Raw genomic sequence first — 12,511 nt, 5'->3', positions numbered from 1 at the left:
CGATTCCTGCTCCCTCGATGGGCCCGCCCCCGCCGCGGTCAGCCCCGGTGCGCTCGACGGTCCGCGATGATGTCCGCGAGTGCCCCGTGGAGCAGCGGGTACCGGAACTCGTAGCCGGCCTGCACCAGGCGCGTCGGCACCACCCACCGGCTCTTCAGCACGAGTTCGGTCTCGGTGCGGATCGCGAACGACCCGAGCTCGAGCATCCACCGCCAGGTCGGCAGGCCGAAGCGCCGCCCGACGGCCTCGCGGATCGTGGCCATCACGGTGCGGTTGTCAGACGGGTTCGGGCTCGTGACGTTCACGGCGCCGTCGAGGTCGTCGTGGTCGCGGATGAACCGGATCGCCCCGAGGACGTCCGCGATGTGCACCCAGCTGAAGCGCTGCCGCCCGTGGGTGTGACGGTCGTGGTGGTACGTCCCCGCGGCCAGTCGCGCCCGGGTCGGGAACCAGGGGCCGTCGTACTGGGGGCCGCCGAGACCCGCCTGCGCGAGCCGGAGCAGTGGCACCAGGGCACCGCCGTCCCCGAGGACGATCGCCATCCGGAGCGCGACCCGTCGGGTGCCGGGCAGGTCCGCGGCGAACAGGGCGTCCTCCCACGCACGTGCGACCCCGACCGAGAAGCCCTCGCCGAGCTCGCCGGTGGCCTCGTCCTGCGGCCGGTCGTCGGCGTGCCGGTAGATCGTCGCGGTCGAGGCGTTGAGCCACAGCGGCGTCGGGTGCTCCGACGTACGGATGGCCTCGGCGAGCTCGAGCGTGGTGTCGACCCGCGAGCGGATGATCTCCGCGCGGTTGCTGCGGCCGTAGCGGCAGTTGACGCTCTTGCCCGCCATGTTCACGACGATCGCGGCCCCGTCCACGAGTTCGCGCACCCGGAGCGTGTTGCCCCAGACGGCGTCGCCGGTGCGGCCGATCGTGACGACCTCGTAGCCCTCGTCGCGGAAGGCGTCCTGCAGGTACGTCCCGACGAAGCCGCTCGCACCCGCGATCACCGCGCGGCCCTTCGTCGTCTGGGTGCTCTCGTCAGCCATCGTTCTCCCCGTCCTGTCCCGGCGCGATCGCGTACCGGAACGCCCCCTCGTACCGGTACAGCGTGCCGAGGATCGGCGCCGCGAGCACCAGGGACACGCGCTGGCGGTCGGCTTCGTCATCGAATCGTTCCGTGAGCGTGACCCGCGGGGACACGACGGCCCAGGGCGAGTCGGTCACGCCGACGATCCTGGCAGGTCGTCGGTCGTGCTCCCTACGATTGGGGCATGGGACACGACCACGGGCACGCGCACGCGCACGGCAGCGCGAACGAACGCGCCCTGCTCGTGGCGTTCTGCATCTCCGCGACGATCCTGCTGGCCGAGGTGGTGGGGGCCGTCGTCACCGGGTCCCTGGCGCTCCTCGTCGACGCGGGGCACATGGTCGTCGACACCGGCGGGATCGGGATCGGCCTCGTCGCCACCCGGCTCGCGCGGCGGTCCCCCACCTCGCAGCGCACGTGGGGCTTCCAGCGGGCCGAGGTCCTCGGGGCCACGGCGCAGGCGGCGATCCTGCTCGCGGTCGGCGTCTACGTGATCATCTCCGGGGTGCAGCGGTTGTTCGTCCCCGCGGAGATCCACTCGGGGCCCCTGCTGGTGTTCGGGGCGATCGGCCTGGTGGGCAACCTCGTCGCGTACGCGGTGCTCATGCGGGCCTCCGGACTGGACTTCACGTCCAGGGCCGCGCGGCTCGAGGTCCTCAACGACACGCTCGGCTCGGTCGCCGTGATCATCGCCGCGATCGTGCTCGGGGCCACCGGCTGGGACCGCGCCGACTCCGTTGCGGCCCTCGTGATCGGGGCGCTCATCCTGCCGCGGGCGATCCGGCTGCTGCGCGAGACCGCCAACGTGCTGCTCGAGGCCACGCCGCCGGGCCTCGACCTCGAGGACGTGCGCTTCCACATCCTCGAGCTCGAGCACGTGATCGCCGTGCACGACCTGCACGCCACGCTCGTCGCCACCGGGGTGCCGAACCTCACCGCGCACGTCGTGGTGGACGACCACTGCTTCACGACGTCGCACGCGCCGGAGATCCTCGACGAGCTGCAGCGCTGCGTGGCGGAGCACTTCGACGTGCCGGTCGCGCACTCGACGTTCCAGCTCGAGCCCGCGTCGCACCAGCGGCACGAGCACGAGGTGCACGCGTAGGGACGGCGGGGGCGCTGGCGGCTGTCGGCTGTCGGCTGTCGGCAGGGCATCGCCGGCACCGGGGCCCGACCTCGAACGACAACGTCGGTGTCGTACGACCTCGACCTTGTCGTTCCGAGTCGGGAGTCTGTCGTTCCGAGTCGGGAGGGGTAGCTGGGTGGCGCGGACGCCGAGACGGGCGTCAGCAGTCGTCGTCGCGCGTCGGGTAGGCGGTGATGACGCGGTCGGTCGTGGCGGAGACGATGACCTTCACGAAGGCGTCCGGCGACGGCGTCGTCCCGTCATCGAACCGGACGGGAGCGGCATAGCAGACCTTGCCGTCGCCCGCATCGACCGGGAAGCCCGATCGCGGAGCTGTCACGGCCGTCTTCACCGCCGTGAGCATGGCATCGTCCCAGTCGCGGTCGCCCGTCCCACCGAGGACGTCCTGCCAGTCGCCGGTGTGCCGCACGCGGATGTGCTCGTAGCCCTGGCTGCCGTTCCCGCACTGCAGGACGACCTGCCCCAGGGCGGCGGTGTCGTACCGGGCGACCTCGGCGCGGCTGCTCCGGTTGCACGCGGCCAGCACGTCGTCCCCGGGCAGGTCCTCCCCACGGCGGTCGATGACCACGGTGCCGTCGGCGGTCGCCACGGCCGCGGGAGCCGTCGTCGCGCTGAGCACCGGGTCGTCGCCGCTCCGCTGCGTGCCGAGGGCGAACCCTCCGGCGACGAGCCCGACCGCCACCACGACGGCCAGGCCGGCCACGACTGATCGGTTGCGCTGCGTCGGCATGCGGCCAGTATGCCGGAGGTGGGGCGAGCCTCCAGGCCGGGTGGTGACCCACCGGACTGGAGGCTCGGGTCGGCTCAGGCGCGCGCGGCCAGCCGGATACCGGCGACGACGGTGAGCGCGGAGACGAGCACCACGTACCCGATGAGGACGGGGAGCGTCGGGAGCACCAGGAGGGCGGCGCCGACCGCCACCACCGGGACGGTGAGTCCGGCGTAGGCGATGAGGAACACGGCAGCGAGGACTCCGCCGCGCTGTCCCGGGGCGGCCAGTGCACCGGCGCTGCCGATCGCAGCGCGGAAGATCAGACCGACGCCGGCACCCGCGACGACACCGCCGCCGATGAAGCCGGCGACCTGCAGGACCACGGCGGCACCGGCGAGGACCAGGAGGCCACCGACGAGCAGCACCATGCCGAGGCGGATCTGGGCCCGCTGCGAGAGCCGGGCGAAGACGAGCTGCGAGAGGGCACTCGCGGCGAAGACGCCGAACGTGGTTGCACCGGCGGCCAGTCGGTCGGTGACGTGGAAGGTGGTGCCGAGGAAGGTCGGCGCGACCGAGGTGAACAGGCCCTGCACCGCGAAGGCGGCGAACGCGGCGACGCCGGCGGCCCAGAACGCGGCGGACTTGCCCGCGGGTGCCTGGACGCGCTGGGGGCGGTACGGGACGCGGTCCTCGGGACGGTCGACCGTCTCGGGGGCGGCGAGCACGGCGATGAACGACACGACGAGCAGGACGACGAACACGGCGTAGGGCACCATCAGCGGGGCGCCGACGAACTCCGCCAGGGCACCACCGATCAGCGCGCCGAGCGACAGGCCACCGAGGTTCACGACGCCGGCGGCGATGCTCGCGCTCTTCGCGGACCGCGGGTCACCGGTCGCACGGACGCGGAGCTCTCCGAGGTGCGCGGTCGCCGTGGCGGTGAGCGTGCCGATGCCGAGGCCGGTCACGAAGCGGGCGACGATGAGCCCGCTGACGTCGTTCCAGACGAGGAACAGCACGGCGGCGACGAGTTCGAGGGCGATCGAGACGAGGAGGAGCGGCTTGCGCCCGTGCACGTCGCTGAGGTGGCCGGCGAGCCAGAGGGACCCGACGACGCCGACGCCGTAGGCCGCGAACACGATGGTCGTCGTGAACGTCGGGAAGCCGTCGCGCGCCTGGTAGAGCACGTAGAGCGGTGCCGGGACGGTCGCGAAGGCCATCACCGCGAGGAAGGCGAAGGCGACGGCCCAGAAGCCGGCGCCGTGACGGCGGCGGGTGTGCGCGACGCGTCCGCGAGGAGCGGGCACCCGGTCGCCGGGTGTGGTGGGGGTGGATGCGGTGGGCGTCGCCGCGCTGTCCATGACGGTTGACATGGTGCCATCGTCGTCCCGCCGGGTCATCATGTCGAACGGATGTCCTTGATGTCTGCCATCGATCTGGTCGATGATGGGCGGATGGAGACCCGGCTGCTCGAACAGTTCGTCGCCGTCGCGGACGAGGGCACCGTGACCCGCGCCGCCGAACGGCTCTGGGCCGCACAGTCGACGGTGTCGGCGGGCATCGCGAGCCTCGAGCGGTCGTTCGGCGTCCGGCTGTTCGACCGCACCGGCCGGCAGCTCGTCCTGACCACGGCGGGCGAGGACCTGCTCCCCCACGCCAGGGCCGTCCTGCAGTCCCTCGACCGGATACGCGACCTGGCAACGGCGACGGACGCCGAGCTCCGCGGGCGGGTGCGGCTTGGGATCTTCACGAGCATGGACGTGGTCGACCTGATCGGGGTGCTCCGGACGTTCCGGGAGCGCCACCCGCTCGTGGCCGTCGAGCTCATGACGTCGCCGTCCGGCACGACCGGGCTCGTGCAGGACCTGACGTCCGGGCGGCTCGACCTGGCGTACTGCGGACTGCCCGTCGTGCCGGCGGGCATCACCGTGGAGCCCCTCCGCGAGATGCCGTTCCGGGCCTTCGTCGCGACCGACCACCCGCTCGCCGGACGCACCTCGGTGTCACTGGCAGAGCTGGCGGACGAGCCGTTCATCGACACGGCGCACGGCTTCGGCAACCGGGTGATCCTCGACCAGGCGCTCGAACGGCTGGGGATCCGACGGCGCATCGTCGCGGAGATGAACGACATGCCGGCGGTGGTGCGGTTCGCGACGGCGGGGCTCGGCGTGGGGGTCGTCCCGGAGACGGGCGTGTCGCACGACGGGGTCGCGATCGACCTGGAGGACGAGGTCGACCCGTTGCGCGTGGGGCTCGCCATGCGCACGACGCCGTCGCCGAACCGGGCGACGCAGGCGCTCGCGCAGGACATCGTCGCCGCGCGGCGCTGAGGCCGGGCGGCGGGCGCTGGGCCGGTGTGCGGCGGGCGGTCGGCGGTCGGTCGGCGGTCGGTCGGGCGGGCGGCGGGCGGCGCCGGGGTCGCGGTGGTTCGGGCCGACGCCGCACAACCGACGTGCGCTCGAACCACGGACGTGGCCGGTTCGAGCCGCCTCCGGTTGTGCGACGCCAGGCCGAACCGCGCGGGCGGTGGACGGGTCAGGCGTCGAGGAGGGGCGCGATCCGGTCGACGGACCGCTGGGCAGCGGCGGAGGAGGCCACGAACCCGATCACCACGATGCCGACACCGATCCCGACGACGATCCACCACATGGCGTGCGTGGCGACGGCGAACCCGGCTCCGACGCTGGCGACCGCGCTGGCGCCGGTGACCGTGCCGGCGAGGGCGACGCCGAGCGACACCCCGGTCTGCCGGCTCGTCGAGGCCACGGCAGCGGCGGACCCGGCTTGGGCGCGGGGCATGCCCGAGACGGCGGTGTTCGTGATCGGGGCGTTCACCATGCCGAACCCGAAGCCGAACAGCACGAAGGCGACGACGAGCACCCACATCGGTGTGCTGGCGTCGATCGTCGTGAGGACGGCTCCGGCACCGCCGATGCCGATCCCCGCGAGCACGAGGGGCACCCGGGTGCCGAACGACCCGACGAGCCGCCCGGACACCGGCGACATCACCATGGTGGCGAGCGCCGCTGGCAGGGTCCAGAGGCCGGACTCGAACGGGGACATGCCCCGGACCTCTTGCAGGTAGAGCGCGTTGAGGAACAGGAACGCCCCGTTCGCCCCGAAGGCCGCCACCGCGGTGAGCACGGCGGACGAGAACGGGATGCTGCCGAAGAACCGGACGTCGATGAGCGGCTCGGCGCGACGACGCTCGACGGCGATCAGCAGCGCCAAGGACCCGGCGGCCACCACGAAGAGCCCGAGCGCACCTGGCGAGGTCCAGCCGAGGCGTGGGCCCTCGATGAGTCCGCCCACGAGGGTGGCGAGCAGGACGATGACGAGCAGCTGCCCGACCGGGTCGAGTCGACGGGGCTTCGGGGAGCGGGACTCCGGGACGAACAGGAACGTCAGGACGACCGCGGCGATGCCGATCGGCACGTTGATCCAGAAGATCGCCCGCCACCCGACCGTGTCCGTGAGTGCTCCGCCGACGAGCGGACCGACGCCCATGGAGACCCCGACGACCGCGCCCCAGACGCCGACGGCCCGTGCGCGTTCCTTGGCGTCGTCGAACGTGGCCGTGATGATCGACATCGCGACCGGGTTCATCATCGAACCGCCGACGGCCTGCACCATGCGGAAGACGACGAGCCACCCCACGCTCGGCGCGAGCGAGCAGAGCAGCGACCCGATCGTGAACAGCGCGAGGCCGATCTGGAAGGTCCGGCGGCGTCCGATGCGGTCGGCGGTGGAGCCGGAGAGCATCAGGAGGCTGGCGAGCACGAGCGTGTAGGCGTCGATGGTCCACTGCAGACCGCTGATGCTGCTGTGGAGCTCGCGGCCGATGGACGGCAGTGCGACGTTCACCACGGTGGCGTCCATCGAGACGATGAACAGGCTCATGCAGCAGACCGCGAGGATCAGGTACCGGTGGCGGTACCGGTCCGGGAGCGCCGGGTCACCCAGCGCCGGGCGCCGGACGTCAGTGGAAGCCGTCGTCGTCTCCTTCACCCGGGGTCTTGTGACCACCGAGCATGTCGTTGTCGTCCTGGTCGCTCGTGGCGGCGAGCTGCAGCATCGCGAGGACCACCACGACCACGATGAACGCGACGCCGAGGAAGATCAGGGCGAGCATGACCTCCCGCGTCGAGAGCAACACGACGAGCCCGGTGAACACCGCGATGATCGCGGAGATCCCGAGGAGCTCGACCGGGCGCATGCGGTCACGACGGCTGGGGGTGGTCATGCGTGTGGTGCTCCGTCCGGGGACACTGCCGGAGCAGTCGTCCCCCACTTGTGCGAGAGGCCGGCGATCACGTGGAAGACCGCCGTGATGGCGAGGTAGGCGCCGAGGAGGCCGACGAGGACGATCGACGCGTCGAGCGTGCCGGTCACCTGTTCGACCCCGCCGAGCTGCTGGGAGTAGTCCGGCGGCGTCACGAGGAAGGCGACGGCCAGCAGCAGGGTGATGCCGCCGATGGTCGACCAGTCGCGGGAGAACGGCGACCGACCCCGGCTCCGGAGGCCCTGCGTCAGCTCGAGCGCCCCGGTCAGCACGGCGAACGCGACGACCACGGTGATGAACGCCGGCAGCCCGAACCCGTTGCACGCGATGCCGACGATGCCGGCGACCACGCTGACGGCGGCCTGCGCGAGGGCGGTGCGACGCGAGCGGGGGTCGTCCCGCAGCCGGGCCGCGCTGCCGATGCCGACCACGGCGCCGTCGACGAGGGCGAAGGCGCCGAAGAGCAGCAGGCCGTAGCCGGCGGCGTGGTTCGTCGAGAAGGTGATGACGAGCGCGACGATCGCGGCGGGGACGGCCCGGAGGACGGGGATCGGCCAGTACCGCGCGCGCTGGTGTGCGTCGGCGACGGAGTCGGACACGAGACCTCTTTCGGGCATGCGGATCGTGATCCGATCCTACCGCCGGGCAGGTGTGCCCCCGTCCCGAGGGCCCCGCCGGCGCTGAGGATCCGAGAACCTCAGCGCCGACGGAGTGCCTCGGGGGTCGACGCTGCGTCAGTCGCCCAGGGGCTCCAGCGGCTCCAGGACCCCGACGGACCCGGCAGCCCCGGGGACGGGCTCCTCGGGGACGCGACGTCGACGCCGCGCGAGCACCCAGCAGCCACCACCCACGGCGAGGAGCAGGACGCCGATGCCCGCGGCGAGCGCCGTGCCCTGCGCACCCGTGTACGCCAGGGCTCCTGGGCCGGCCGGGTTCCCGCGCCCGGCGGTGTCGCCGCCGTCACCCCGGTTGGTGACCGGACCGGTCGTCGGGTCCGCGGTCGGGCCGGTGGTGGGGCCGGCGGTCGGACTGGCGGTCGGCCGCGGGGACGGCCCACCCGTCGGTGTCGGTCCGGGCGTGGCACCGGCGTCGGGGTCGTCCGGACGGGGCACGACGATGGCGACCTCGTCCGAGGGGTCACCGCCGTCCGGGTCGGTCGGGGACGTGGCGGTGGCGATGTTGACCACGTCGGAGCCGTCGCCGCGGTACTCGGGGTCGAGGACGGCGCGGATGTGGAACGCGTGCTCCTGCTCGACGGCGAGGGACTCCCCCGACCGGCAGGTGACGTGCTGCCCCTCAGCGGTGCAGTCGTCGTCGGACCCGGCGAAGGACATCGCGGCGGGCAGGTCGTCGACCGCGCCGACCTCGTGCGCGAGGGCCGGTCCCCGGTTGCGTGCGGTGACGACGTACTCGACCTGGTCACCGGGCTCCACGTCCGTCGACGGGCTGACCCGCTTGTCCGTCTCCAGGTCGGCACGGACGGTGATCGGCGTGGTGGCGGTCGAGGTGTTGTCGGACTCGTCGACGTCGGCCAGGCCGGGTGCGACGTCGATGGTGGCGACGCTCGTCAGTTCGCCCTCGGCCGCGGGGTCGAGGGTGCCCTCGATCACCAGCCTGGCGGTTCCCCCGCGGACCAGGTCGAGCGCCGTGTCCACGTCCCCGGTGCCGCTGCCGTCGCCGCACGCCGAGCCGTCCGAGGCCGAGCAGGTCCACGTGACGTCGCTGAGCTGGTCGGGGACGTCCACCGTGAACGGACTCGGGTCGGAGTCGTTGCGGCCCGGGTTCGAGGCCGTGACGGCGTAGCGCACCCGCTCCCCCGCGACCGCCGGGGCCGTCTCGTGCTCCACGCGGAGGTCCGCCGGCTGTGCGACCCGCAGGGCGTCGATCTCGTGGACGCTCCGGTACGCGCCGGTCGCGCCGGTGAACCCGAGGCGGAGGGTGTCCGGCAGCGGGGCCTGGCCGTCGCCGCCGAGCTCGACCGAGTCGAGCACGGTCGTGGTGACCCCGCCGGTCGTCATGCGCACGGTGAGCTCGAGACCGTCGTCGCCCGGCTGCAGGGTGACGCGGACCGTCCTGGTGGAGCGGCCGTCGGTCTCGACCCCGCCGCGCACGACGGCGTTGTCCACGAACCGGTAGCCGTCCGTGCCGGTGCCGGAGCCACGGACGGTGACGGTGTTCGGTGATTTGCCGGGGCCGCTGCCGTTGATGGGCAGGGAGAAGTTGCCGTAGAGGTCGAGGGCCACCGCCGCGAACCCCCCGGGGAGCCCCGGCGTCTGGCAGGGTCCCGAGCCCTCGTTCTGCTCGGTGCGACAGGCGTACCCGAGCGCGGCCCCGGTCCCCCCGACCCCGGGAGCGACGGACCCGTCGGCGAGGTAGAGGAGCAGGCCGTCGGCACCGCGCTCGTACGGCGTGTACATGGCGTAGTCGAACTCGACGTCGAGCCCCAGGGTCGACGGGAAGGCGTCGTCCATGGCCCAGGCCCCGGCGACGCCGACGTCCGCCGGCGTCAGGCGGAGCCTGCCGTCGACGATGCGGGCGCTGCCGGTCAGCGTGCCCCCGTCGGCGGTGGTGAAGTCGTTGACGTAGGGGAAGGTGTGGTCCTCGGCATGCGCGGGTGCCGGGCAGAGGGGCGCGAGGACGAGGGCGAGCGCCGCCGCGACGGGCCCGAACCCGGACGCCCGACGCACCCCGCGCCCGGACACCCGGCGCGCGCCGCGCCCGAATGCCAGACGCACGCCAGAACGGCGCGGCCGGACCGGCGGAACGGGTGGTGCAGGAGGTGGTGGTGGTTTCGCTGGTGATGTCATGCCACCGATGCTCGCGATCGGGCGGCGACCAGACGGCGGGGCCGGGTCCATCTGTGGAACCCGGCCCCGAGCCTCCCGGCTGTGGAGGGATGAACCCCCGCAGCGATCAGCCGAGCGCTACCCCACCCACACCGTCGTCTCCCCCGGCAGCATCCCGTCCGTCAGCGGCCCGGACGCCAGCAGCACGTCCCCGTCCGGCAGCGCCACCGGCGACGTGCCGAAGTTCGTGTACGACCGCCATCCGTCGTGCCGGGCGAACCCGACGACGTGCTCCGGGGTGTCCAGCCACGTGAGGTGCTCGCCGCGCTGCAGCTGCCGACGCGTCGCGAAGGCCGCGCGGTACAGGGACAGCGTCGAGGTCGGGTCGTCCGCGAGTGCCTCGACGCTCGACGCGCCGAAGTCCTCCGGCTGGGGCAGCTGCGGCGGCACGTCGCCGAACCCGAACGACGGGCCGTCGACGGTCCACGGGATCGGCACGCGGCAGCCGTCGCGTCCCTTGACGGTGTGCCCGGAGCGGATCCACTTCGGGTCCTGCAGGAGCTCGCGCGGGATGGCGGCGGCCTCGTGCAGCCCGAGCTCCTCGCCCTGGTAGGTGTACGTCGAGCCGGGCAGTGCGAAGAGCAGCAGTGAGGCTGCCCGGGCGCGGTGCAGCCCGTGGTCGCGGTCGAGCGGGGGCGTGAAGCCGTCAGTCATCAGCCACGCGTCGGTGTCGGTGTCGTCGGGAAGCCCGTACCGAGTGGCGTGACGGACGACGTCGTGGTTCGAGAGGACCCAGGTGCTCGACGCGCCGGACTCCTCGGACATGGCGAGGTTGCGCTCGATGATCGTCCGGAAGGCGGTCGGGTCGAACGGGGCCTCGAGCAGGTCGAAGTTGAAGGCCTGCCCGAGCTCGGTCGGCCGGGCGTAGAGGACGCGACGCGGTGCGGGCGCCCAGGCCTCGGCGATCGCGGCGCGCGGCGGGTCGTACTCGTCGAGCACCCGCCGCCACCCCTCGAAGATCTCGTGCACCTCGTCGCGGTCGTAGAGCGGGTCGGAGCCGTCGAGGGGCAGCGCCTGCTCGTTCGAGGGGCGGTACGGCTCCAACAGGTCCTTGGCGAGCCCGTGGGCGACGTCGACACGGAAGCCGTCGACGCCCCGGTCGGACCAGAAGCGGAGGGTGTGCTCGAAGTCGGCGTGCACCTCGGGGTTCGTCCAGTCGAGGTCGGGCTGCTCGGGCGCGAACAGGTGCAGGTACCACTGGCCGTCGGGCACCCGGGTCCAGGCGCTGCCACCGAAGTTCGCCACCCAGTCGCTCGGCGGGAGCTCCCCGTCGACGCCGGCACCCTCGCGGAACACGTAGCGGGCCCGCTCGGGGGACCCCGGGCCGGCGGCGAGCGCGGCGCGGAACCACTCGTGCTCGTCCGAGGTGTGGTTCGGCACCACGTCCACGATCACGCGGATGTCGTGTGCATGGGCGGCGGCGATGAGCTCGTCGACGTCGTCGAGCGTGCCGAGCCGGGGGTCGACGTCGCGGTAGTCCGCCACGTCGTAGCCACCGTCGGCGAGGGGCGACGGGAAGAACGGGGAGAGCCAGATCGCGTCGACCCCGAGTTCGGCGAGGTACGGCACCCGGCTCGTGATCCCGGCTACGTCACCGAGCCCGTCACCGTTCGAGTCGGCGAAGCTCCGCGGGTACACCTGGTAGACGACGGCCTGACGCCACCACTGGGCGTCGGGCGTGGCAGGGGTGCTGGCTGGGGTCCTGGGTCCGGTCACCCCTGCACGCTACCGACGACGACACACCGTGTTCCGAGGGACGGGTACAGGACGTCACAGGAGCCGGTTGGTTGTCGGTGAAACAATCACGTCTGACAACGACGTCGCCGAACCCACCACGCTCGACAACGAAAGGGTCCCCCATGACGAACGTCCTCGTCCTCGTCGGCAGCCTCCGCGCCGGCTCCATCAACCGCAAGCTCGCCGAAGCCGCGATCCACCACGCGCCGGAGGGCATCACCCCCACCGTCTTCGACGGCATCGTCGACCTGCCCTTCTACAACGAGGACATCGACGGCGACACCCCGCCGGCCGCAGCGGTCGCGTTCCGTCAGGCGCTCGCCGAGACCGACGGCGTCCTGCTCGTCACGCCCGAGTACAACGGCACGATCCCGGCCGTGCTGAAGAACGCGCTCGACTGGGCCTCGCGGCCGTTCGGCGCCTCGCCCCTGTCCGGCAAGCCCGTCGCCGTCATCGGTTCCGCCTTCGGGCAGTACGGCGGCGTCTGGGCGCACGACGACGCCCGTAAGGTCGCCGGCATCGCGGGCGGCAAGGTCCTCGAGGACGTCAAGGTCGCCATCCCGCAGTCGGTCGTCCGCTTCGCGGAGACCCACCCGCGCGAGGACGACGAGGTCACGGAGATGGTCCGGGGCGCGCTGACCGCGCTCGCCGAGGCCGCGCAGGAGCCCGCTGCGGCCGCGTAGTCTGCCGCACCACACATCGGACGGGAGGCTCC

12 protein-coding genes are annotated in these 12,511 nt (G+C 72.8%); 3 read left to right on the top strand and 9 right to left on the bottom strand.

All coding sequences use genetic code 11. The annotated features are described in order from the left end of the window. Positions 1-38 precede the first annotated feature (38 nt). Both BIU98_RS17630 and BIU98_RS17625 read right to left on the bottom strand, forming a co-directional pair. Entirely contained in the window at positions 39-1,031 is a 993-nt protein-coding gene (locus tag BIU98_RS17630) for an epimerase (RefSeq protein WP_071279504.1), read from the bottom strand. Then, complete coding sequence (locus BIU98_RS17625; RefSeq protein ID WP_071279501.1) at positions 1,024-1,209, bottom strand: DUF4166 domain-containing protein; 186 nt, start codon at positions 1,207-1,209, stop codon at positions 1,024-1,026. Before BIU98_RS17625 ends, BIU98_RS17630 begins: the two co-directional genes overlap by 8 nt. Positions 1,210-1,256: 47 nt before the next feature. Here BIU98_RS17625 and BIU98_RS17620 point away from each other — a divergent pair, with 47 nt between their 5' ends. Beyond that, a complete protein-coding gene (locus tag BIU98_RS17620) occupies positions 1,257-2,177 on the top strand; it encodes a cation diffusion facilitator family transporter (protein WP_071279499.1) in 921 nt (306 codons plus the stop codon). A gap of 181 nt (positions 2,178-2,358) precedes the next feature. On the opposite strand, the gene BIU98_RS17615 is transcribed toward BIU98_RS17620, so the two are convergent. Next, positions 2,359-2,949: a hypothetical protein gene (locus BIU98_RS17615; protein WP_139200822.1), complete on the bottom strand. Its 591-nt coding sequence runs from the start codon at positions 2,947-2,949 to the stop codon at positions 2,359-2,361. A gap of 74 nt (positions 2,950-3,023) precedes the next feature. Then, positions 3,024-4,304, bottom strand: coding sequence for an MFS transporter (locus BIU98_RS17610; RefSeq protein ID WP_071279742.1), 1,281 nt, complete (start codon positions 4,302-4,304; stop codon positions 3,024-3,026). 48 nt (positions 4,305-4,352) lie between these two features. On the opposite strand from BIU98_RS17610, the gene BIU98_RS17605 reads away from it, so the two are divergent. Continuing rightward, positions 4,353-5,261 (top strand): LysR family transcriptional regulator, encoded by a 909-nt coding sequence (locus tag BIU98_RS17605; RefSeq protein WP_175481414.1) that lies wholly within the window; start codon positions 4,353-4,355, stop codon positions 5,259-5,261. 205 nt (positions 5,262-5,466) lie between these two features. Here BIU98_RS17605 and BIU98_RS17600 read toward each other — a convergent pair whose 3' ends face one another. The 5 genes from BIU98_RS17600 to BIU98_RS17580 all read right to left on the bottom strand — a co-directional run bounded on the left by BIU98_RS17600 (position 5,467) and on the right by BIU98_RS17580 (position 11,775). Continuing rightward, a complete protein-coding gene (locus BIU98_RS17600) occupies positions 5,467-6,939 on the bottom strand; it encodes a DHA2 family efflux MFS transporter permease subunit (RefSeq protein ID WP_254788014.1) in 1,473 nt (490 codons plus the stop codon). Beyond that, positions 6,911-7,174 (bottom strand): hypothetical protein, encoded by a 264-nt coding sequence (locus tag BIU98_RS17595; protein WP_071279491.1) that lies wholly within the window; start codon positions 7,172-7,174, stop codon positions 6,911-6,913. Before BIU98_RS17595 ends, BIU98_RS17600 begins: the two co-directional genes overlap by 29 nt. Then, complete coding sequence (locus BIU98_RS17590) at positions 7,171-7,812, bottom strand: DUF308 domain-containing protein (protein WP_071279489.1); 642 nt, start codon at positions 7,810-7,812, stop codon at positions 7,171-7,173. Before BIU98_RS17590 ends, BIU98_RS17595 begins: the two co-directional genes overlap by 4 nt. Before the next feature lie 135 nt (positions 7,813-7,947). After that, entirely contained in the window at positions 7,948-9,948 is a 2,001-nt protein-coding gene (locus BIU98_RS20015; protein ID WP_139200821.1) for an LPXTG cell wall anchor domain-containing protein, read from the bottom strand. Between the two features lie 189 nt (positions 9,949-10,137). Then, positions 10,138-11,775 (bottom strand): glycoside hydrolase family 13 protein, encoded by a 1,638-nt coding sequence (locus BIU98_RS17580; protein ID WP_071279483.1) that lies wholly within the window; start codon positions 11,773-11,775, stop codon positions 10,138-10,140. Between the two features lie 143 nt (positions 11,776-11,918). Here BIU98_RS17580 and BIU98_RS17575 point away from each other — a divergent pair, with 143 nt between their 5' ends. Then, a complete protein-coding gene (locus BIU98_RS17575) occupies positions 11,919-12,479 on the top strand; it encodes an NADPH-dependent FMN reductase (RefSeq protein WP_071279480.1) in 561 nt (186 codons plus the stop codon). Positions 12,480-12,511 lie beyond the last annotated feature (32 nt).

This window comes from Curtobacterium sp. MMLR14_010 (assembly GCF_001865015.1).
Lineage (GTDB): Bacteria > Actinomycetota > Actinomycetes > Actinomycetales > Microbacteriaceae > Curtobacterium.
The sequence above is the reverse complement of the archived record's forward strand: the minus strand, read 5'-3'. Positions and strand labels throughout refer to the sequence as shown.

Coding starts and splice junctions, on each gene's coding strand:
- BIU98_RS17630 (WP_071279504.1), bottom strand. CDS start 1,031: ATGGCTGACGAGAGCACCCAGACGACGAAGGGCCGCGCGGTGATCGCG.
- BIU98_RS17620 (WP_071279499.1), top strand. CDS start 1,257: ATGGGACACGACCACGGGCACGCGCACGCGCACGGCAGCGCGAACGAA.
- BIU98_RS17615 (WP_139200822.1), bottom strand. CDS start 2,949: ATGCCGACGCAGCGCAACCGATCAGTCGTGGCCGGCCTGGCCGTCGTG.
- BIU98_RS17610 (WP_071279742.1), bottom strand. CDS start 4,304: ATGTCAACCGTCATGGACAGCGCGGCGACGCCCACCGCATCCACCCCC.
- BIU98_RS17605 (WP_175481414.1), top strand. CDS start 4,353: ATGTCTGCCATCGATCTGGTCGATGATGGGCGGATGGAGACCCGGCTG.
- BIU98_RS17595 (WP_071279491.1), bottom strand. CDS start 7,174: ATGACCACCCCCAGCCGTCGTGACCGCATGCGCCCGGTCGAGCTCCTC.
- BIU98_RS17575 (WP_071279480.1), top strand. CDS start 11,919: ATGACGAACGTCCTCGTCCTCGTCGGCAGCCTCCGCGCCGGCTCCATC.